Annotated in this window: 12 protein-coding genes; 8 read left to right on the top strand and 4 right to left on the bottom strand. The window is 47.9% G+C overall.

The window, feature by feature from the left end; all coding sequences use genetic code 11:
• Positions 1–30: 30 nt before the first annotated feature.
• From IXB28_RS14995 to IXB28_RS14985, 3 genes are all read left to right on the top strand, one after another.
• The gene (locus tag IXB28_RS14995; RefSeq protein ID WP_215619414.1) at positions 31–2,571 is read left to right on the top strand and encodes an EAL domain-containing protein; all 2,541 of its coding nucleotides are present in this window, start codon (positions 31–33) and stop codon (positions 2,569–2,571) included.
• A gap of 261 nt (positions 2,572–2,832) precedes the next feature.
• Positions 2,833–4,116: a polyamine aminopropyltransferase gene (gene speE / locus IXB28_RS14990; protein ID WP_215619413.1), complete on the top strand. Its 1,284-nt coding sequence runs from the start codon at positions 2,833–2,835 to the stop codon at positions 4,114–4,116.
• A 16-nt stretch (positions 4,117–4,132) separates the two neighbouring features.
• Positions 4,133–5,227: an agmatinase family protein gene (locus IXB28_RS14985; RefSeq protein ID WP_215619412.1), complete on the top strand. Its 1,095-nt coding sequence runs from the start codon at positions 4,133–4,135 to the stop codon at positions 5,225–5,227.
• 14 nt (positions 5,228–5,241) lie between these two features.
• Here IXB28_RS14985 and IXB28_RS14980 read toward each other — a convergent pair whose 3' ends face one another.
• On the bottom strand, positions 5,242–9,471 hold the full coding sequence (locus IXB28_RS14980) for a TIR domain-containing protein (RefSeq protein ID WP_215619411.1): 4,230 nt from the start codon (positions 9,469–9,471) through the stop codon (positions 5,242–5,244).
• Positions 9,472–10,488: 1,017 nt separating this feature from the next.
• Between IXB28_RS14980 and IXB28_RS14975 the strand changes: the two genes are divergently transcribed.
• Together IXB28_RS14975 and IXB28_RS14970 are read left to right on the top strand one after the other, a co-directional pair.
• On the top strand, positions 10,489–11,268 hold the full coding sequence (locus IXB28_RS14975; protein WP_215619410.1) for a DUF928 domain-containing protein: 780 nt from the start codon (positions 10,489–10,491) through the stop codon (positions 11,266–11,268).
• Between the two features lie 73 nt (positions 11,269–11,341).
• Positions 11,342–12,055, top strand: a complete 714-nt coding sequence (locus tag IXB28_RS14970) for a DUF928 domain-containing protein (RefSeq protein ID WP_215619409.1) — start codon at positions 11,342–11,344, stop codon at positions 12,053–12,055.
• 284 nt (positions 12,056–12,339) lie between these two features.
• Here the strand turns inward: IXB28_RS14970 and IXB28_RS14965 are convergent, their stop codons facing one another.
• Positions 12,340–14,874: an EAL domain-containing protein gene (locus IXB28_RS14965; RefSeq protein WP_215619408.1), complete on the bottom strand. Its 2,535-nt coding sequence runs from the start codon at positions 14,872–14,874 to the stop codon at positions 12,340–12,342.
• Between the two features lie 218 nt (positions 14,875–15,092).
• Between IXB28_RS14965 and IXB28_RS14960 the strand changes: the two genes are divergently transcribed.
• Positions 15,093–15,329 (top strand): hypothetical protein, encoded by a 237-nt coding sequence (locus IXB28_RS14960; protein WP_215619407.1) that lies wholly within the window; start codon positions 15,093–15,095, stop codon positions 15,327–15,329.
• A gap of 5 nt (positions 15,330–15,334) precedes the next feature.
• On the opposite strand, the gene IXB28_RS14955 is transcribed toward IXB28_RS14960, so the two are convergent.
• On the bottom strand, positions 15,335–16,093 hold the full coding sequence (locus IXB28_RS14955) for a TSUP family transporter (RefSeq protein ID WP_215619406.1): 759 nt from the start codon (positions 16,091–16,093) through the stop codon (positions 15,335–15,337).
• A 100-nt stretch (positions 16,094–16,193) separates the two neighbouring features.
• Between IXB28_RS14955 and IXB28_RS14950 the strand changes: the two genes are divergently transcribed.
• Positions 16,194–17,525 (top strand): TMEM143 family protein, encoded by a 1,332-nt coding sequence (locus IXB28_RS14950; protein WP_215619405.1) that lies wholly within the window; start codon positions 16,194–16,196, stop codon positions 17,523–17,525.
• Between the two features lie 335 nt (positions 17,526–17,860).
• Here IXB28_RS14950 and IXB28_RS14945 read toward each other — a convergent pair whose 3' ends face one another.
• Positions 17,861–20,035 (bottom strand): glutamine synthetase III family protein, encoded by a 2,175-nt coding sequence (locus IXB28_RS14945; protein WP_215619404.1) that lies wholly within the window; start codon positions 20,033–20,035, stop codon positions 17,861–17,863.
• 504 nt (positions 20,036–20,539) lie between these two features.
• Here IXB28_RS14945 and IXB28_RS14940 point away from each other — a divergent pair.
• Complete coding sequence (locus IXB28_RS14940; RefSeq protein WP_215619403.1) at positions 20,540–21,442, top strand: bifunctional helix-turn-helix domain-containing protein/methylated-DNA--[protein]-cysteine S-methyltransferase; 903 nt, start codon at positions 20,540–20,542, stop codon at positions 21,440–21,442.
• Positions 21,443–21,487: the final 45 nt, after the last annotated feature.

The raw sequence follows: 21,487 nt of genomic DNA, 5'->3' as shown, positions 1-21,487 counted from the left end.
AGTTGACTGCCTAATTGGTAGGGGGACCCATTGCACTTTGGTCACTTTTATCGTCGAGTTTTTGGTTCTATAAAGTTGCGGCTTTGGCGACAGTTGCAGCGTTATGGGTATGTCCTCATTGCTGTGGGGATAGCGCTGCTGATCATAGGTCTGCGCCAGCTTGGGGGATTACAGGGGGCGGAGTTAAAAGCCTTTGACCGTCAGGTGCGCCATCACACCTCTAAGGATGGGCTATCTGAAGTGGTGGTGGTGGGGATTACGGAGACTGATATTCGCTCCTACAACCGTTGGCCCCTCAGCGATGGGACAGTGGCTGAGTTGTTGGCGAAATTGCAAACCTATGACCCTAAAGTCATTGGCCTGGATATCTATCGCGATATTGAACATCCACCGGGCCAAGGACGTCTCCAACGGCAGTTGGCGAAGGAGAATGTCTATGGTGTATATGATTTAGGCATTGGTGTTGACCCAGATAGCAGCAGTCCGGCCCCCATAGGAATGACGCCGGATCGTACTGGGTTTGCCGACTTTGTGGCCGATACGGATGGGGTGGTTCGACGCAATTTTATGTTTGCGTCTGTTAAACCGGATGATTTTTATTCCCTGGGGTTAAGGGTCAGTCTTCACGTTCTGCGAGATCGATATGGTCCTAATATTTTTGATCCCAAAGGCACGGGTTTAAACATTGCGGGCCAACTCTTTCCCACCTTGGATGCCAATACGGGGGGGTATCAAAATGAAGATATGGCCGGTTACCAGGTGCTGCTGCAATATAAAACCCAAAATGATGGGATTCGGCAGGTGTCCCTAAGGAATGTTTTGGATGATCAGGTGGATCCTGCTTGGTTCAAGGACAAAGTGGTGCTGATTGGGACGGTTGCCCCTAGCATTAAAGATATCTTTTTTACGCCGTTCACTAGGAATAGTAGCTCTGTGGGCATGACACCGGGTGTTGTCATTCATGCCCATGTGGTCAACCAAATTTTGTCGATTGTAGAGAAAAAGTATTCCCTGATTTGGACCTGGAACCAATGGCAAGAAAAGTGCTGGATCTTGCTTTGGTGTTTGATTGGTGGGGGGTTGGCCTGGCATATTCAGAGTTTGGTGCGTTTGCTGCTGACTAGCGCGATCGCAATGCTTACCCTGACTGCCATTGGCTGGGGGCTATTCGCCTTAGATGGCTGGATTCCGACGATTCCTCCAGCATTGGGCTTTTCCCTAGTTGCCAGTGCCACCATTGCCTATCAGGTGTTTTACCGCACTTTCTACGACTCCCTCACGAGCCTGCCCAACCGATTTTCCAGCATCAAACAATTACAGCATCACCTCGATCAGCAAAATGATAGCAAGGCCATGGTGGCCTTGCTACTAATCGACTTAGGCCGGTTTAAGGCGGTCAATGAAAGCCTCGGAGAAAAGGTAGCGGACCGACTACTGCAAATTGTTGCGGAGCGCATTGTGTACCATCTGCCGAAAGCCTCGGTAGCCAGGGTCGGTAGCGACCAGTTTATCGCGATTTTACCCTCCATCCACCATCCCCAAACAGCCACCGACATCACTGAGCACCTGCGCTCGAACTTGATGGATTCCATCTCTATCAATGGCAACCCCGTCAAAACAACCATTAGCATTGGCATCGCCTTTCACCCTAAAGGGAAAAACTATCCTGCCCATGCCCTGTTGCAAGACGCTTACCATGCCCTTGGTAAAGCTAAAAATAAAGGACGTAACTCTCAGGCAATCTTTCAAGAAGATATGCGGACCCATTCCGTATCGCAGTTTCAGTTGGAAATGGATTTACGCGATGCCGGAGAGGATCAACAGTTTCAGCTATATTACCAGCCAATTCTAGACCTCAATATCGGTAAAATTGCCGGATTTGAGGCGTTGATTCGATGGCAACATCCAAACCGAGGGCTGGTGCCCCCCATTGAATTTATCGAGATTGCTGAAGACACAGGCATGATTTTAGCCATGGGAGAATGGATCCTGAAGGAGGCCTGCTCTCAAGTACAACAGTGGCAGCAACAGTTTCCCCAACAGCCCCCTTTATTTATTGGCGTTAACCTTTCCAGTCGTCAATTTTTACAACCAAATTTAGCCACAACCATTGCAAATATTGTGCACCACTATCGGTTAGACCCCCGAGGATTAAAGTTAGAGCTAACAGAAAGTGTGGCGATGAACGACGTGGACTCGGCTATTCAACAGCTAACCTATTTGAAGGATGAGGGATTGCACATTAGCTTAGATGACTTTGGCACTGGCTATTCTTCCCTTAGCTACTTACATCGATTGCCCATCGACTCCCTCAAAATTGATAAATCATTTGTTGATCGTATGGAAACAAACCAGGAAAACGAGAATATTGTTGGCACAATTGTTACCCTTGCCCAGCGCCTTAATCTAGACATCGTTGCGGAAGGTGTTGAAACCATCGACCAGGCAAGACTTTTGAAAGGATTGCAATGTCAATATGCCCAGGGATACTATTTCTCCAAACCTGTGCCCAGAAACCAAGCAACAAAATTACTTTCGCAAAACAAAATTTGGCAAATCGATGATGTCTAATGAAAACATTCATTCTCAACCTTACCCCTAGCGGATTTAGTCACTACAAAACGCTCCCTGTGCAAGTTTGGCCAATTTAGTTATAAACTAATTGGGCTAATTGATTTGAACAGTCTACTATTGGTTTCTATTGATCTATTCTGCGGTTGGTGGTCTCTGCATATGGTCTGGGTGACACGGTGGTCGTTTCGTTTATGATGTTGCCCCAACTGTTTAAAGCGGGGACTTGTTATCGGTAGGTTGTATTAGGGCTATATATTTATGAAATCTCTTGGCCGTCACATTTTAGTCGAGTTCCACGGTTGCTCTTCCGAAATTCTCAATGATGTTCCTCGCATTGAGTCGAGCATGGTTAATGCTGCCAAAGAAGCAGGCGCTACCATTATTAGTTCCGTATTTCATCATTTTTCTCCCTTCGGAGTATCCGGGGTGGTGGTGATCCAGGAAAGTCATTTGGCAATTCACACCTGGCCCGAATATCGCTATGCAGCAGTAGACCTATTCACCTGCGGTGATTCCGTTAATCCATGGACATCTTATAAAATTCTCAAACAGGCATTCCAGGCAGAACATGGTTCCGCGGTCGAAATCAATCGAGGCCAGCTGGATCTTCTCGAAAAGGCCAGTATTGAATTGGGAGAACTGCGGGAGGATGCCACCCAGCAGTTAGTGGTACCTAAATATAGCCGTAGCGTATGGTTTACCGATCGCAATGAGAATATGGCTCTGTCCATTCGCCATAAGGGAGACTGTTTATTTCGCGAAAAATCACCCTATCAAACCGTTGAAGTATTTGACACCTTTGAGTATGGTAAGCTCCTGGCCGTTGATAAAATGGTCATGTGTAGCGAAAAGGATGAGAAAGGCTACCATGAGATGATTATTCATGTGCCCATGGTGGCCCAGCCGGATGTTAAAGATGTGCTGGTCATTGGCGGTGGTGACGGTGGCAGTATTCGGGAAATTCTGCGCTATGACCAAGTTAACAACGTCACCATGGTTGAAATTGATGAGGCGGTTGTCCGAGCGTCAAAGGAATTTTTGCCTAGCCTATCATCAGCGTTTGATCATCCCAAGCTCAAGCTAATTATTGATGATGGCATTGAGTATGTGAAACAGGCCTCTGCCGATAGTTTTGACATGATTGTTGTTGACTCATCGGACCCGGTGGGGCCTGCAGAAGGGTTGTTTTCTAAAGCTTTTTATCAGGATGTGTACCGTTGCCTCCGGCCGGGGGGCGTGATGACGGCTCAAAGTGAATCTCCCCACTTTAATCAGAAGGCATTTGTTGAACTCAACCACTGTTTACAGGATATCTTTAATCCTGATAGTGTCTTTTGCTATCTGGCATTTATTCCCACCTATCCTACGGGCATGTGGAGCTTTACCTACTGTACAAAGGATGGTAAACATCCATTAGAAGATTTTGATCGACAGCGATCGCAGGATATGGCCCAGATGTTTAATTTGCAGTATTACAACAGTGATATTCATAGTGCTGCATTTTGTTTGCCTACATTTATTCGCAACATGTTAGAAAAATAAGGCATTGAGGCAGAGTATGGCAAAACGGTCTAACCCCAAACGGAAAGGTGCTTATTCCCCATGCAGCATTGCCGAGCGAATTGCGAATTTTGACCCCGGGGGGGTGGGAGCAGTTAATGGCAATGTGTTTGGGTTTCCCCATGACTATGCCCACGCCAGCACTGTGGTGATTGGAGTGCCCTGGGATGTGACTACGTCCTATCAAGATGGAACCTGCCAGGGGCCAGCGGCCATTTTGCGGGCATCTCCCCAACTAGACTTTTATGATTTTGATCATCCTGAGGCGTGGCGACAGGGTATCTATATGTTGCCAATTCCAGCATGGCTATTGGCCCAAAATAAACGATTAAGGCCAGATGCGATCGCAGTCATTCGGGGTGCAGAACAAGGCATTAGCCCTGACGAGGCTCCGGAGCTAGGGGCCGCTTTAAGCCGCGTTAACCAGGGCTGCGACACCATGACCCGCTGGGTTCAATATCAAACCCAGGTTGCCCTAGACCAAAATAAAAAAGTCATCGTTATCGGTGGCGATCACAGTGTGCCCCTAGGCACCTTCAGGGCATTAGCTCAGCAATATGCTGATTTTGGCATTCTCCATGTGGATGCCCATGGAGATCTTCGCCATGCCTATGAAGGCTTTCAACAATCCCACGCCTCTATTATGTTTAATGCCCTGCAATTAGCTCAGATTTCTAAACTGGTGCAGGTGGGGATTCGCGATATTTCCCATGGTGAAATCAATTTAATACAACAATATGACGGCCGCATTGTTACCTATTTAGATACACAGATAAAACGCGCTACCTACGCGGGGCAGGGCTGGTTACAGCAGTGTCAGGCCATCGTGCGCCACCTGCCACAGCACGTCTACATTAGCTGTGATGTAGATGGCCTAGACCCTAAACTATGTCCCCACACCGGCACCCCAGTCCCCGGTGGGTTGAACCTGGAAGAAGTCTATTGCCTCTGGCGCGAAGTTGTTCGCAGTGGCCGCCACATTGTTGGCTGCGACATTTGTGAAACGGGCAACCACGAGTGGGATGGCAACGTAAGTGCCCGCATCCTGTACAAGCTATTTAGCCTAATGAATATGACAGTGGTCAGCAAGTAGACATCTAGCCAGGGCTATGAATCTTCTGATTGTGGCTGTTGAGCACAGTAGTTTTTGATGTCTGCAGGAGCCTTAGTATTGGTGCGGCGATAGCCTTCTAACCACTTGCAGCCTTGACTCAGCAAGAGATCTAACTCTTCCCGTAGATCCAAACTCCACAACAACAGTCGTTTATCTTCGCCCACCGTGGCCAATAATTCTTGGTCACGGCTGATGCTTAGGTGGTTGACCCGCCCTTCGTGTCCCCTCAGGGTCGTTAAGAGGGTTCCATCCATGTTCCATAGCTTGACCGTATGGTCATAGCTGCCGGTGGCAATTAAGTTCTTCTCTGGATTGTCTGGATTTTCACTAAACTGAACAGTCACCACCCCATCTTGGTGGGCCGCCAACGTATAAAGTAATTCACCAGAAGTATGCCAAATTTTAGCGGTGTTGTCGGAACTGGCGGTGGCGATAGTCTCCCCATCAGGGCTATAGGTCACCTCATGGATCCACCCCCGGTGGCCTTCCAAACGGTCTAGCTCTTCCCCCTCCAGCGTCCAGCGTCGGACAAAATGCTCCCACCCAGAACTGGCTAAGATTTTGCCGTCAGGGCTAAAGGCCAGACTCAACACATCCTTATCTAAATCCGGGATTTCGGTCACCAAGGTGCCATCTAATTTCCAAATGCGAATGGTGCGATCCGCAGCGCCAGTGGCTAGCAATTGACCATCGGGGCTAAAGGCTAAGGCATAAACAGGCCCCTTATGATCCGCCAGGGTGGTTAACACCTTGCCCTCACTATTCCAGAGTTTGACGGTGTAATCTGAGCTGGCGGATGCCAGGGTTTTGCCATCTGGGCTATAGGCGAGTTTCCAAATAACTGATGTGTGTCCCTTAAGCGCCTTTAGGGCTTTACCTTCTCGGTTCCACAGTCGAATAGTATTGTCGGCTCCGGCCGAGGCAATGGTCCCACCGTCTGGAGAAAAAACAACACTGTATACGCTTTCCTGGTGGTCCCGTAGCGAAGTAATTAGGGGTCGATCCAATTCCCATAGACGAATGGTGCGATCGCCCCCACCGGAGACCAGCTGATGGTCATCTTTTGAACCATTAAGGCTAATAAAGTCAACGCTGTGGATCTGAGCCGTGTGGCCATATACCGTGGTAATCGGTTCTCCTTTCAGCGTCCAAGTTTTAATGGTTTTATCCCAGCTGGCCGATGCCAAATATTTACCATCCGGACTAAAGCCCACATCATAAACCAGCGTGTTGTGGCCGCGAATGTCCCGAATCGATTCCCCCGTACTTTTCCAAAGACGCACAGTCTCATCCCAGCTAGCCGATGCCAGCATAGAGCTGTCGGGGCTAAAGGCAATGCCCTTTACCTGGGCCCTATGTCCCCGAAGGGTCTTCAAAAATTTACCGTCAGAGGTGTACAACCGCAGGGTGCTGTCATCTGCCCCCGTAGCCAACAGCTTACCATCGGGGCTAAACTCCACCGCCCGCACCGAAGCAATATGCTGCGTCAAGGTTTTTAAGGGAGTCCCATCCTTTTTCCAAAGGCGCACTGTTTTATCTTCACTAGCCGAAGCAATGATCTGACCATTGTGGGAAAAAGCGAGGTCAGTAACCGGATCGTCGCTGTGCCGTATGGTGGTAAACTTTCGCCGTTGTGGTTCTATTTGCCACAGCTCAATATCACCATTTTCTAAACCGATAGCTAACTGTTTCCCATCGGGGCTAAAGGCGACGCTGAGAACTTGAGTTTCGTCTACAACAAACGGATCTCCTAGCTGGCTACCATCCGGATTCCACAGCCGGGCCGAGCCATCTGCACTGGCCGAGGCAATCATCTTGCCATCTTTACGGATAGCCGTATCCCAAATAATGCCATCGTGTCCGTCAAATCGATTGCTTTCTCGTACCCAAAAAACTGCTTGTTGCAGAACCGTAATGACATCAACATGGAGTGCGTCTAGTTCCGAGACCATAGCATTTTCAGGCTTGTCTTCAGCTTTAGCCGCACCTCTTTTAGCCGTAGTTTTTTCCTCTTCTGCCTTAATCTCGCTTTCCTTAGCCCTAAGTGCGATGCCGGCATTCATAGCCTCTAGAAGCGCCTCAAAAGGCTGATCCGATTCAAACAAAGCCTCAGATGTTTCTGTGAGGGCTAAAGTTTGTTGTATTTCTGCCCTTTGTTGCTGTCTAGTGGCTCGTTCTTGTGCAGTTAGTGCTTTAGATTCTTGTTGTCTAGCATAGAGGCCCGCGCCGATGGCAATCACGGATATCAAACTAATCAACCCCATACCAACCCTCTGCAGTCGGATAGCTGAGCGCTGTCGACGAATTTCTTCAGAGGCAGATGCTGTGACAAAGTCCTGCTGCAGACTGGTGGGTTGGGGAGATTTATCCTTCGCCTCCAGCAACCAACTTTCTGTCTCTCGCCGGGCCTTGCCGCGCAGCAAAAGACTCTCGTCTCGATCTTGCTGATCCCATTCCAGGGCCTGAACCAAGAGCCGGGTGTGGAATCGCAGGTAGGCTGGATCGTTCTCTAGGGCCCGCAGCAGGGTACTAAAATTAGAATTAAAGTCATTCTTTTTGCTATTAAAATCAATCCACTGCACCGATGCTAAGGCAGGATGTAACTCCTTAGTATTGATGGGGCGATGCAATACCGTCAGCATACGCTTATTGAGGCTTTGGGCATACTCTACTTCTTCCGCACAATAGGGTGACTGAATAGAGCGAGGAGAGATAATAAACAAAAAGTGATCGGCGCTTTCAATCCCATTAAAAATTTCTTCCTTAAAATTAGCCGCACCAGCAACAATACTCTCTTGATCAAACCAGGTGGTCTTTCCCTGTAGCTGAAGAGCGTCATTGAGCTGTCGAGCAAAGTCAGAATCTGCCCGTGAATAGGAAACAAACACATCAATAGATTGATTGGGAGGCTGTCTCAGACTTTCTTGAATAAAGTCTTCCTGCAGCGTCAGAGGCTTTTGCTCTCCATGCTTGCGGGCCACCTTAAGCCAGGCTTCGGCATGGCTGAGATTATATCCCCTAATCAACAAACTAGGATTTTGCTGATTTTGCTGCCATTTTAGGGCTTTTACCAGTAAATGCTTATGCTGATGGAAGTAATCACTGTCCTCTTGTAAAAGCTTTACCAGCTTGTCAACATCCTTTTGATAGGCGACATTATCCCCCTCTGCATTATTGGAAAAATCAATAAACTGCAGTGACCTTAAGTCATCTGCCATGGTGTCCAAATCCACTGGACGCATCTTCAAGGGAATGATTTGTTTATTGAGTTGACGAGCGTACTCTAATTCCTGCTGACAAAATTTAGACGCTAGGGAATCTGGTGAAATCAGGTACACCATCCGACTAGCTTCTTCAATACCTTTGTTAATAGCGGCCTGAAAGTCACCGCTGACTCGAATATCTGTGCGGTTAATCCAGGTGGTAAATCCTTCACGCATTAAGGAACTACGCACTTGATCCATAAGTGCCCTATCCTTTTCGGAGTAGGACAGAAATACATCGGTCATAAGACCGTTGCCATTTTTAATGCTTTCGCAAATAAATTCGCATTGCAGCTCCGTCGGTTGGCAGGGTGCCTGCTCTTCAGTGAACTTTTGTTTTAGCCACTGCTCCGCCCGAATCCGGTTTTGACCAACTAGCAAATATTGAACCTGTCTTTGATGCCGCTGCCACACAAGTGCTTGGGATAACAAAGCCGTATGCTGTTCTACGTAATCTTGCTGACGTTCAAAAATGGTCAGCAAACCCTGGAATGAAGTTTGAAAATCATCCACACCCTCGCGGAAGTACACCCAATTGATTTTGCTGATAATGGGATGCATGTTGGGAAAGCTGGAATGGAGCCCATTAGCCTGGTAGTCTTTCCAATCGGCATCTGTGCCCTGGGGATTGCGCTGCTGCCAAATATCTTTGTCAATGGCTTCCACATGTAGCAGTGGAATAATACGCTTCCCCAACCGGAGCGCATGCTCGATTTCCAAACGGCAGTAGGCGGAGTTAACAGAGTGGGGCGCAATCACAAACAGAAAGTTTTTGCTGCGCTCAATGCCGTCATCAATTTGATTTTGATAGTCCACTCCTAGGGGAATGTCATCAAAGTCAAACCACACCTCTAGACCTTGATCGATCAGGCATTGATTTAACTTACTGGCAAATCCTTTACTATCGGCCCTTCCATAGGAAATAAAAGCATCCTGGAGGATAGTTGTAGCTGATGACATGGGATTTCAAGAAGCATTCCAGAACGTTCACCAAATCAGCAACAGCTGGTAGATGTGCTGATACATATTAAGCACATTGTGCCTTGACAAGGGTGCTATTTTTTACATTGATAGCGTGTTTGCTAGAAAACTCAACATTAGTCGAGTAATCTCTAAAGTGCTTTAACACATATAAAGGTTAGGGGAACTTTACTAGGTTATTTCCGTAGAGCATCGCCAGATTATGGATATCTATAAATTTCCCATCAAACATATTTTTCCTGTCATGCTGGCTGAAAATTGATAGACCCACTCTTGTACTGCCTTTCAGTACTCTCTTTATTGGCTACTGCAATGGCAGATCCGTAGCATTGATGATGTACGGCAGAGCCAAGCTATATATGCATTAGATAGTTGATGCGCCTGAAGTGATATCCAATGATTGCAGCGGGTATAGCAGCAATCATTTTTGGCCCAATGCCCCGTCTCGTATCGTTATCAAAGATACAAAACAAGGCAGAATGACAAGGCGCCCTACACGTTAGTGGGTAATTGGCTTTAAAGAAGAGTACGCCATTTCTATGAATTAGAACTTTTTGGTCACACTATTGATTTATCTCCCATCAGAATCCTCACACGATCAAGAAAAAAATTAAAGCCGCCTATGTACAAATCAAGCTTCAATACCAGGGATTATACGGAGCTCATTTCTTAAAGATTTTTCATCTTTCAGGAGATTCACCCACAGTTCAAAACCTTTTTATGAAGTGCATTCAAAGATGTTCTAGCTTGTATGTTTTTTCCCTATATGCAACGGCTAAAAACAACTTTTAAGCGACTGAGCAAACATCAACCACATGGTTAAAGCATGTTCTCGTATACGTATAACTACAATGGTCTAATGGGGCAAAAAATAGGAACATGTACGTAAGACTGCATACATCAACTGCGGTCATCTCCACAGTTTCGGAGCATGTGGAGAGCAAGAGTCCAGCTTAAGAACCTGTGAAATATAGTCTTCTTGTTTGATTTACAATCATGACCGTATCTACGTTCTACCAAACTGTTGTGGCTACTGGACTGGGTAGCCTGCTCGCATGGAATTTGGGCGCAATACCCAGTTTGGCCAATGCCGCTCACCAGTCTAATGATTCTCCTATCCAGGGGTTGCCAGGGCGTCGCCTAGGGGGGGGTACTCGCGGAGGTGGGTCTGTCGCACCGCCCTCCATGAATCAGATGCCTCTAACTGCCCTAATGCCTGAAACTAACCTGGGTGTCACAACAGCGGCTCATCCTTGCTTTCTGTTTTACCTACCCAATGCTGAAAATGTGCGAGAGGTGGAATACGTCCTACGAAATGAAGCCGACGAACTCGTATATGAAACAACCGTAGCTGTTGCTTCTGATTCAGGTATTTTTAGCATCGATCTAGCGAGTGTAGAGGGTTTAGCGCCACTCACAATCGATGAAAATTATCACTGGTATTTCTCTATTGTTGCGGAGGATCGGGCATATGATGTTTCTGTAGATGGATGGACCCGTCGAGTGAATTTAGAAACATGGCTGGCAGGGCGAGATTCAACCTCTGACCTAGCGTCTAAATTAGGGACGGCTGCTCCGTTAGAAAAGGCTCGATTGCTATATCAAGAAGCCTATCTGTGGCATGATGCCGCCCTAATTTTAGAAGAGCTGTATCAGGCAAATCCTCAAGATGAAGCAGTGGCTACCGAGTGGGCCAGCTTACTTGCAGCCGTTAACCTGCCTAACTTAACGTCAGCCTCAACAGTCAGGCTTTCTGCAATGGCCATATTCAATTAATTGCAGTGATTGCATCGGAAATCATTTTTCCCATCCAGCTATTAGTCGTTTCAGTACACAATACATTAGACCCATGATGCGAACTTACATACCGATTGGATTAGTCTTAGCTAGCACCCTAGGAGTGTTTGGCAATAGTTATGCCACGGCCCAAACGGCGAGAGAGTCCATAACGGTTGCCACTTGGCCCACCAATGACTGGTCTTTTTGGCCCGACAATGATGACCAAGCCCCCAAGCGTACGGTAAGTGGGGCTTCCCGTGATAGCTGTTCCAATCACCAAACAACAGCTTTGGTACCCACATCTCAATATGGCCTGACCAGCAAATCATATCCTGAAGTGCTAGTGGCAACGACTGCGAATACGCCTCGTCAAGCTTTATTTACCGTTCAATCCGAAGATAGCTATTACTATGAGACATATTTGGAACTACCAGAGACCCCCGGCATTGTCAGTATTAGCTTGCCAGAAGATGCACCTGCTTTAGCGGCAAATGAATTATATCAGTGGTCACTGATTATGATGTGTAACGACCAGCTGCGGCCTGATAGCCCATCCATGCATGGGTGGATTCAGTTACAGTCAGAAGATCCGGCCATTACGGCCGATGTGTCCATGGAACAAGCCGTTGCCTATCGCAACAACTATCTGTGGTACGACATGATTGCCATGCTAGCGGATCTCAAGCGGCAGCGGCCTAACGACCAATCTGTTCATGAGGCTTGGCAAAGTATTTTAGCCGGGGCTAATCTAACCTCTGTGGCCAACACTCCCGTCCTTGAGTAACGGCAGGCTGAATTGGCGGTGTATTTATGCAGGGGCGCTCTTCCTCGGGAGGATTGTATGGGTCCGATCCATACGGTGAGTCAACCTTGCAGATCGGTTGCTAAATCAGCAACGGCTATTTAGGCCTGATATGTTTGCATATTTGCGGATTACCCACATTTATTTGGGTAATCCATTTTAGTTTAAGGGCTTGTTAAAAATTAAAATCATGGTCTTGTTCCTTGAAATCATGACTTAACAAGCCTTTTTGGATTTTAAACTGTGAAGTAGTTTTTTAACAGCGCCTAAGCGTCTTGAGGGTAGGCCCAATGTGGTGGATTGGCCAGTAATGCTTCAGCTTTTTCTGAGGGTACGGGCCTGGAGAAAAAATAGCCTTGGCCGTATTCACAGTTCCAGGTTTTCAGCTTTTCAGCCTGAGCCGCTGTTTCAATACCTTCAGCAATAACGTCCATTTGTAAGCTGTGGCTCAAGGAAATAATTGTTTTCACAATGGCTTCGTTGTCTGATGCATCATGCATGCGCATGACAAAGGAGCGATCTACTTTAAGGGTATCCACGGGAAAACGATGTAGATAGCTCAAGGAAGAATACCCGGTGCCAAAATCATCAATACCCACCTTAATATTTATTTTTTTAAGACTCAGCAGCCCGTTTACCGATACTTCCACATCGTCCATGACCACACTCTCGGTGAGTTCTAATTTGAGGCTATGGGGTAGTAGGTCCACATCTTCGATAATTTTTTGAATGTTCTCAATCAGGTGAGGATCTCGAAACTGACGACCGGACAGGTTAACGCTAATAAATAAAGGAGTAGTAGCTTGGGGATAGGCCTGGTTCCAAAGCTGATTTTGACGACAGGCTTCTTTAAGTACCCAGTAGCCCAGGGGAACGATCAGGCCATTCTCTTCTGCTAAGGGGATAAAATCTCCGGGATAGATCAAACCCTTTTTGGGATGTTGCCATCGCACCAATGCCTCAAAGCCTTGGATTTTTCCGCTTTCAAGATGGATCAGGGGTTGATAGTGTAACCGTAGCTGATTTTGTTCAATCGCTTGGGGCAGATCTGAGTTGAGCGAAAATAACGTTGCGGACTGGGTGCGCATTTGGGCAGAGAATATTTCATAGCACGCTTTGCCCATGGACTTTGCTCGATACATGGCCATTTGGGCATCGCGCACGATGGCTTCGGCTTGCTTATGGCTACCCGCCTCGCTCATGGCGATGCCAATGCTAGCGGTCAATCGAAGATTTTGTCGTTTGAATGTAATCGGTCGCGAGATATTTTCTTGCATTCTGTCGGCTAGCTGAGAGGCTAATTTCAGGTTAGGACATTGTTTTAATACAACAACAAAATCGTCTCCATCTAGCTTGGCCAGCTTACTTTTAGAGGGTAGGCTGGCCCGCAATCGAGCCGTGATAATCCGTAATAGCTCGTCTCCGGCGGCACGTCCGAAATTTTCATTAATCAGTGTAAACTGATCGATGTCGATAAATAAAACAGCTATATTTATTTCTGCTTGTGCTTGTTTGCCTTTGAGCAGCTTTTCCAGATTTCGCATAAAGAATGTGCGATTGGAGAGGCCGGTTAATTCGTCAAAAAAGCTGCGATAAAACTCTTTGTAGACTAGGGCAATGGTGCCGGCCATGCTAAAGCTCAACAGCGGCATGGCACAGGGAATCCAAATGCCTTGGGTGAGGCTAAAAAGGGCAATAATGGAGATGCTACAGACACTTACAAGGCTGATGGCACTCAGAATTCTAGGCCGATCAAAACGGTAGATTAAGATGCTGCCGGCGAGGGCCCATAGGCCAATCCAAATAATTTCTATAAAATCTGGCCAAAACCGATAAAGGGAGCGTTCACCCAATGTGGCACTGATGATTTGACTCGTTAGATGGGCGTGCACAACCACGCCAGGCATCACTAGTTGGTTGGCTTCAGATGAACCATAGGGGGTATAGAAATAGTCTTTTTCGCTGAGGGCCGTAGTCCCAATTAAGACAATTTTATTGTTGATCCAGGCAGGGTCAAAATTGTTGTCTAGGATATCACTGATGGAAATTCTTTGAGCTGGCAAGTGGGGGGTGCGATATCTTAGGAGTAATTGATATCCTCCATTGTCAATGCCTTGGTAGGCTCCGGCATTAGCGCGAAGTCGCTTAAATTCTGTATTTCCTAAAGAGACAGCATTTGATGAAATTTCTAGCTCAGGGGAAATTTCTGGATGTTTTTTGGCTAGATAGAGTTGACTGAGGCGGAGGGATAGGGAGTAGTATTCTATTTCTCCCACCGTGGCAAACAGAAAATTTCGTCGCACGATGCCATCTGGATCGACGACGAAATCATTGAATCCTATTTGGTCTCTGGGCACGCCTTTGGGGGCTGGAACATGATAGGTATCTGGCCCACCTAATTTTTCGATGGAGATAACATTCGTTCTTTGTAGTTGTTGTTTGAGCAGTTTCTCGCCGGGGGGATGGTGAAAATCTCGATAGAGATCTAGACCAACGGCGGCGGGGTGATGCTGTTGTAGCTGGGATAGTAGGCGACCAATGAGCTCATCGCTGAAGGGCCAAGTTTGATGACGTTGGATATCACTTTCGGTGATTTCTACAATCAGAATGCGAGGATCGGGGGCAATGGCACGGTGCGATCGCAAAAACCAATCATAAATCGCCAACTCCAGCGGCTGGGACAACCCCAGTTGTCGCATACCCACCATGGTCCCCGTAACCACACAGGCAATTAATAACAGTGGCCATTGCCTGCGCCCCTTGGCAAACGGATAGGCCTTGAAAGGCACTTTAGCTGCCAAATAAATTTTCTTCAGGAGCACTAGGGACACAATCGAGGGCAAACAGTATCAGCGACCCCAGATTGCCCCCCCATAGGCGGGCAATAACGTTTTCACCCTGGCGCCTAGCCAAATTGGCACCTAGGCAAATTAGTACCTAGGCAAATTGGCACCTTAGGCAATCCCCCCTGAACCAGCGGCCCGATATGCTAGATGTATCGCCCTTAAAACCTTAGACTATGTCAACTGCCCCTACGCCCCTGACCCTGTTGCTCACCCCAGAAGTCCTAGACCGGCTGCGCACCTATCAACGGCAACAAGACATTACCTCAGTTTCCGAAGCCATCCTGACCATTGTGCACACCCATTTAGGCATTAGCGACAAACCCACACCGCCTTTTTCCAACAGCGCATCGATTTACGACGGTGTAGAAGATGGCCCCTGCGAAGTGCTCGGCGAATATCTCGATGCATAATGGCATCACCCCAGGGCATCCCACAAAAGCTTAGACGCCATCACAAAACACACCACCGCCACCACCGGGCGAATCAACCCGGCCCCCTTGGCCAGAACAATTCTGGCCCCAATAGACGAGCCAATCACCTGCCCCGCCAGCATCACCAGCCCCACCCCCCAATACACCTGGCCAAAAACAAGAAAATACAGCAGCGAGGATACATTGCTGGTGCAGTTAAGCACTTTTGTTTGGGCGGTGGCCTTAGTTAGATTGTGGCCCCGTAAACTCACCAGCGATAGCACCATAAACATGCCCGTGCCCGGACCAAAAAAGCCATCATAAAACCCCAATAGGGGGGCGATAAACCCAGCAAAAGGCCCGTGGGCCAACCGTTGTTTTTGGTCCGTGGTCCCCAGGGTGGGGGATAGGGCAAAATAGCCCCCCATGGCAATTAGCAAAAATGGAATAATCGCATTGAGGGCAGTGCTATTGATTTGCAGCACCAGCCAAACGCCCAACACCGCCCCCAGAAAGGTCATCCAAACCGTGAGCTGAATATCGCCTAGGCGCACGATTTGCTTACGCGCAAAATAGACGGACGCCACCAAGGTGCCGCCGCTGCCCTGCAATTTATTCGTAGCCAGGGCCACCGCAGGCGGTACGCCCACCATCAACAGTGTCGGCAGCACAATTAGGCCACCACCGCCCGCAATGGTATCCACACAGCCCGCCGCCATGGCCACCACAAACAACAGGGCCACCAAATCAAAGGTTAGGGGCATATTATTCTCCGAAAGCTGAATAAACTCGCAAAAGTCTGTAGGATAAGCAAAGCTACCTCATTTACCCTTCAAAGCAGGCCAATAAATAGATTCCATGGCCATGACTACCGACCCTCCCCGCGAAGCATTTATCCCTTATCCCCGTAAGGACATCATTAAATTGTGCCTGAGCGATGGGCATCTGACCGACGAAACCGCCAAGGAATTTGCCGCATTTTGCGAAATTCTAACCGCGTTTTACCACTTCAAATTCCATAGCACCCTGGACACCATTAAAGAGAACTACAGGGTGTTCAACCCCAATGCCGAGATCCAGCCCCTATACGAAACGTCCTTGCAGGACTACGAAGCCATGGGGCGTAGCCTGATGCAGGCATTTAAGCGCACCCTAGACCAGGCCAACTATTACCCAGTGCCTGAGGCCACCATTCAACAAGCACTCAATAGCCGCACCCTAATCAACCTGAAAACCGATGTGGATTTCAACGATTTTGAGCAGGTGCTCTGCTACTGCCGGGGGGATATTAACCAAACCATTAAAACCAAGAAATTTTTCTTCTGGGAAGCAGAACAAACCGTCGATATTCTAGAACGCTTAGTTTTGCTAATCCAGTTTAAGGGGGAGCGCTATTTCCAAGCAAAGGAAAAGCAGACTAAGCGAAAACGGGGCCAAGCAGAACGCAAGTTTGTCCCCGGCAAAATGTATGTCTATTTTTACAAAAATATTCCCAAATTTGATCTAGATTTATTGTTTCCCAATGTCAAAACCAGCATGACCCTGCGGGATCAGCTGATGCTGGCGGTGCCAGCCATTGGGGCCGCTATTCCTGTGTTGTTAAAGGCGCTGCCCAATATTTTGATTTTAGTGGCCGCTATTTTACTCACCCTCAATGCCGGGTCGGCGCTAGAATCCATCGATGTGGAGGAAGAACAGGCCCGCAACATTATGCCGGTGCTGGTGGCGACCCTCACCTTTGTGATTGCGTTAGGGGGCTTTGGCGTAAAACAATATAGCCAGTATAAAAACAAAAAGATAAAGTTCCAAAAGGACGTGACCGATACGTTGTTTTTTAACAACCTGGCCAATAACGCTAGCGTGTTTCAAATGCTGGTGGACATTGCCGAAGAGGAAGAATGCAAGGAAATTATTCTGGTGTATTACCATTTGCTCACCAGCGCAGAACCTCTGACGCCCCAAGCCCTTGATGCCAAGGTTGAGAAATGGATGGTGGAGAAAACGGGGACGGCGATCAATTTTGATATTGCAGGGCCGCTAAAGAACTTGCAGGGGCTGCGGGGATATGTGGGCGGTGTGGAGAAACCGTTAATGGACTATGACGACCAGGGGCGGTGTCGGTTGTTGTCGTTAAAGGATTCTATGGCGGTGTTGGATTATCTTTGGGACAATGCGTTTGATTATAGTGAGGGCTGAGCGCTCAAACCTATTTGATGCGGTGGAATCGCATCTTGAGCACGGCCCACCTTGGACTGAAAGTTCCAAGGCTAATTGAATCAAAACCCACTAAAGGGGGTAGAGGATCTGTGAAAGCTCCAAGTACAGAGCTATTAAGCGAATCTTGTCCCTTTAGTGGACAGCCTTCAATTAGCGTTGGGTTTTTAACCTAACGTGGGTTATAAGCTCAAAACCGATCTGGTGCAAGATCGCAGGCATAAAAAAAGAGGCAAGAAGTTACCTTGCCTCAAAACTAAATGCCATGGGATACAAGTAAATTCTATTTACTTGTTCAACAGCTTCTTCTAAAAAAACTACTTGATAAACAGCATTTCCTGGTAAGTGGGCAACGGCCAAAACTCATCAGAAATTTCACTTTCTAGCGTATCTACATATTCGCGCACATCATCCATCAAGGGACGTAGGGTGCTGGCACAGTAAGCCATGTGCTCACCAGCACCGCCAAAATCATGAGTCCCAAGGGCTTCACTCAATTTGGCAACAGTACTGGCCATGCCATTGGTCAGCTCCGCAATTTTTTCAGCGCTTCCCTTTTCCAGGGTGACGCCTAAGCCTTCCAAGCTTGAAATTGTAGACGACAGCTTAGCTAAGTAATCAACAGCGGCTGGATAGATCTTGGTCTTAGCCATTTCAATCACTAGCTTACATTCCACCTCAATGGAGAGAATATATTGCTCGGCATAGACCTCAAAACGACTTTCCAACTCAACCGGTGTCAATACACCTGTCTTTTGGAAAAGGTCGCCAATGTACTCCTCTTGCAACACCGGTAGGGCATCAGCTGTGGTAGGTAGGTTTGCCAAGCCCCGCTCTTCAACCGCCATTTTGTGCCACTCTTCGGAGTACCCGTTACCGCCAAAGACCACGGCACCATGTTGCTCCATCACCTCCTTGAGTACAGTGAGAATTGCGGTATTGAGTTCTGCCCCTCCCGAGAGTTCGGCCTCTAGGCGATTGCCGACCCAATCTAGGGAATCGGCCAGCATAGTATTTAGGACGATTAGGGGACCAGACACCGACTGGTTTGAACCGACTGCGCGAAATTCAAAGCGGTTGCCGGTAAAGGCAAAGGGCGAGGTACGGTTGCGATCGCCCGCATCTTTAGTCAAATAGGGCAGCACGTCTACACCGAGATCCATCACCCCTTTCTTTTTAGAGTCAGTTATGGAGCCGGTCTTGATTTGCTCAAAGACTTCTTCAAGCTGGGTGCCTAAATACACTGACATAATGGCCGGTGGTGCTTCGTTGGCCCCGAGGCGATGGTCGTTGCTGGCGGTGGCAATGGCTGCCCGCATCAGTGGTCCATACTTATGTACACCTCGAATTACAGCACCGCAGAACACCAAAAACTGGGCGTTCTCGTGGGGAGAATCACCGGGGTCCAGCAGGTTACCCTGGGTCGAGTTGCCCACTGACCAGTTGACGTGTTTACCAGATCCATTGATGCCCGCAAAGGGTTTCTCATGGAGTAAGCACATAAAGCCATGCTTTTTCGCCGTGTGGCGCAACACGGTCATAATCATCTGCTGGTGGTCGCTAGCCACGTTAGCCGCTTCAAAATAGGGGGCAATTTCAAACTGCCCTGGTGCTACTTCATTGTGGCGAGTTTTGGCAGGAATCCCTAGCTTATAGAGGGTTTCCTCCACATCCTGCATAAATACCTGCACCCGCTCTGGAATGGCCCCAAAGTAGTGATCGTCAAATTCTTGTCCCTTGGCGGGAGCCTTACCAAACAGGGTGCGTCCAGCCAACAGCAGATCGGGACGCTGGGTAGCAAAGTTAGCATCAATTAAGAAATATTCTTGCTCAGCACCACAGCTGGAGTTGACATGGGCAACATCCGTATTGCCCAAAAGCTTTAAAACCTTACTAGCGGCTTTGTCCATCGCCGCAATAGACCGCAACAGCGGCACTTTCTTATCCAGCGCTTCCCCCGTCCAAGAAACAAATACCGTGGGAATGCATAGGGTGGAGCCGTTATCCGTATCCATGATATAGGCCGGGCTGGTCACATCCCATGCGGTATAGCCTCGGGCCTCAAAGGTGCCACGGATACCACCATTGGGGAATGAAGAGCCGTCTGGCTCACCCTGAACCAATAGCTTGCCAGAAAATTCTGAAATGACCGTGCCGTCCCCTTGGGGCGCAATAAACCCGTCATGCTTCTCAGCAGTCTGGTTCGTCATGGGATAAAACACGTGGGCATAGTAGAGCGCGCCCTTAGATATGGCCCAATCTCTCATCGCCGTAGCGACCGCATCAGCCACCGAGGGATCTAATTTCTCCCCAGTCACAATTGTTTTTTTAATCGACTTAAAAACACCCTTGGGCAGAGTGGCCTTCATTTTAGGAAGGTTAAAGACATTGTCTGCCCAAATCTCTTCAAGGCTTGCCGGTGCCTTGGGGGGTAGCGGCTCCCGATTGACAATTTGACTAATGGCTTGAACCCGACCTGCATTTCCGCTCATAATTCCTTTATGGGGGACCAACTGTCTGATGGTACTGAACCCACCCACTTGAAATAGACAACAGAGATACCAAACGCCAACTATCTAGGGCTAATTGGGGCTAATTATTCCCTTGTATTCTTTATGCAACCCATAAAGTTCTTTCGATTCAAGAACTTGTCGAGCATTGACGACAATTGTGTGGTAAAGGTCTTTCTAAAAAAAGAGCGTTTCTGATTTCCAGAAATGGCGTTACAAAGACAGAAACCCTAACCATTGCCCCTAAGGTCTAGGGTCTTGGTGATGACACCTTGAACCCTATGGCGCAATAACGTTTGGACCTAAGCCTTTGTAACACCTCAAGCAAAGGAGTAATATTTTTGCATAATGCTTGATTGACATAGCGTAGGAGCAACAACGATGCGTTGCTGTACGACAAACTACAGTTAGCAAGAACTGGGTGGTTATACATGATGCCTACCGATATCTTTGTCAGGGATACCCTACCCAAGCTCCAGCAAATGTATGGATTCATTTATAACCACCTCAGCTAAGGATCAAGAAACCTATGAACGCATGGCTAACGCGATCGCATTTATTCGTCAGCATCACTTGGAGCAGCCTAATTTAGCCACCATTGCCCAGCATGTAGGCCTGAGTGACTATCACTTCCAACGGTTGTTTACCCAATGGGCCGGCATTAGTCCCAAACGGTTTTCCCAGTACTTAACCTTAAACTACGCAAAATCTAAAATTGCTGAGACCAATAGTCTTTTAGACCTAACCATGGACTCAGGCCTATCTAGCCCTGGACGTCTCCATGATTTATTTGTCACCTTAGAAGCGATGTCTCCCGGTGAATATAAGTCCGCAGGCGCTGGTTTACAGATTCGCTATGGTATTCACAATTCTCCGTTTGGAGATTGTCTCATTGCCATGACTGATCGGGGAATTTGTAATTTACACTTCCTTGATAACCCTAATCAGGCAGTGGCTGAACAACAGTTAAAAACAGAATGGCCGAATGCCACCATTAGGTATGAACAAAAGGCAACCGAGCATATTTGTGACCAAATCTTCCATAGGGCCAATCGATCTCCCCTAACGCTCCATGTCAAAGGAACAAACTTTCAAATTCAAGTATGGCAGGCCCTATTGAAAATTCCCTTGGGTGGACTGGCCACCTATCAAGGATTAGCAAAGTCCATGGGGAAACCCACAGCCGCCCGAGCCATCGGTAATGCTGTGGGACGCAATCCTGTCGGCTATCTCATCCCCTGCCACCGAGTGATTCGTGGTTCGGGTGAGCTTGGTGGTTATCGCTGGGGCCTGGATCGTAAAACTGTTCTGGTCGGTTGGGAAGCTAGTCAAATCGAGGCGCAATCCGCTTTCCTTAGAAACCCGGTTTCTGGAAAGTGCGGAACCTAGTGCATGACTTTTGCCTTAGAAACCGGGTTTCTGAGAGGGTTGCTG

The sequence above is a fragment of the Leptothoe kymatousa TAU-MAC 1615 genome, from assembly GCF_018739865.1.
Classification (GTDB): Bacteria; Cyanobacteriota; Cyanobacteriia; order Phormidesmidales; family Phormidesmidaceae; genus Leptothoe; species Leptothoe kymatousa.
The sequence above is the reverse complement of the archived record's forward strand: the minus strand, read 5'-3'. Positions and strand labels throughout refer to the sequence as shown.

Excerpts from the sequence above, each read along its gene's own strand:
- speE (WP_215619413.1), top strand. The coding sequence starts at position 2,833 with ATGAAATCTCTTGGCCGTCACATTTTAGTCGAGTTCCACGGTTGCTCT.
- IXB28_RS14985 (WP_215619412.1), top strand. The coding sequence starts at position 4,133 with ATGGCAAAACGGTCTAACCCCAAACGGAAAGGTGCTTATTCCCCATGC.
- IXB28_RS14980 (WP_215619411.1), bottom strand. The coding sequence starts at position 9,471 with ATGTCATCAGCTACAACTATCCTCCAGGATGCTTTTATTTCCTATGGA.
- IXB28_RS14975 (WP_215619410.1), top strand. The coding sequence starts at position 10,489 with ATGACCGTATCTACGTTCTACCAAACTGTTGTGGCTACTGGACTGGGT.
- IXB28_RS14970 (WP_215619409.1), top strand. The coding sequence starts at position 11,342 with ATGATGCGAACTTACATACCGATTGGATTAGTCTTAGCTAGCACCCTA.
- IXB28_RS14960 (WP_215619407.1), top strand. The coding sequence starts at position 15,093 with ATGTCAACTGCCCCTACGCCCCTGACCCTGTTGCTCACCCCAGAAGTC.
- IXB28_RS14955 (WP_215619406.1), bottom strand. The coding sequence starts at position 16,093 with ATGCCCCTAACCTTTGATTTGGTGGCCCTGTTGTTTGTGGTGGCCATG.
- IXB28_RS14950 (WP_215619405.1), top strand. The coding sequence starts at position 16,194 with ATGACTACCGACCCTCCCCGCGAAGCATTTATCCCTTATCCCCGTAAG.
- IXB28_RS14945 (WP_215619404.1), bottom strand. The coding sequence starts at position 20,035 with ATGAGCGGAAATGCAGGTCGGGTTCAAGCCATTAGTCAAATTGTCAAT.
- IXB28_RS14940 (WP_215619403.1), top strand. The coding sequence starts at position 20,540 with ATGGATTCATTTATAACCACCTCAGCTAAGGATCAAGAAACCTATGAA.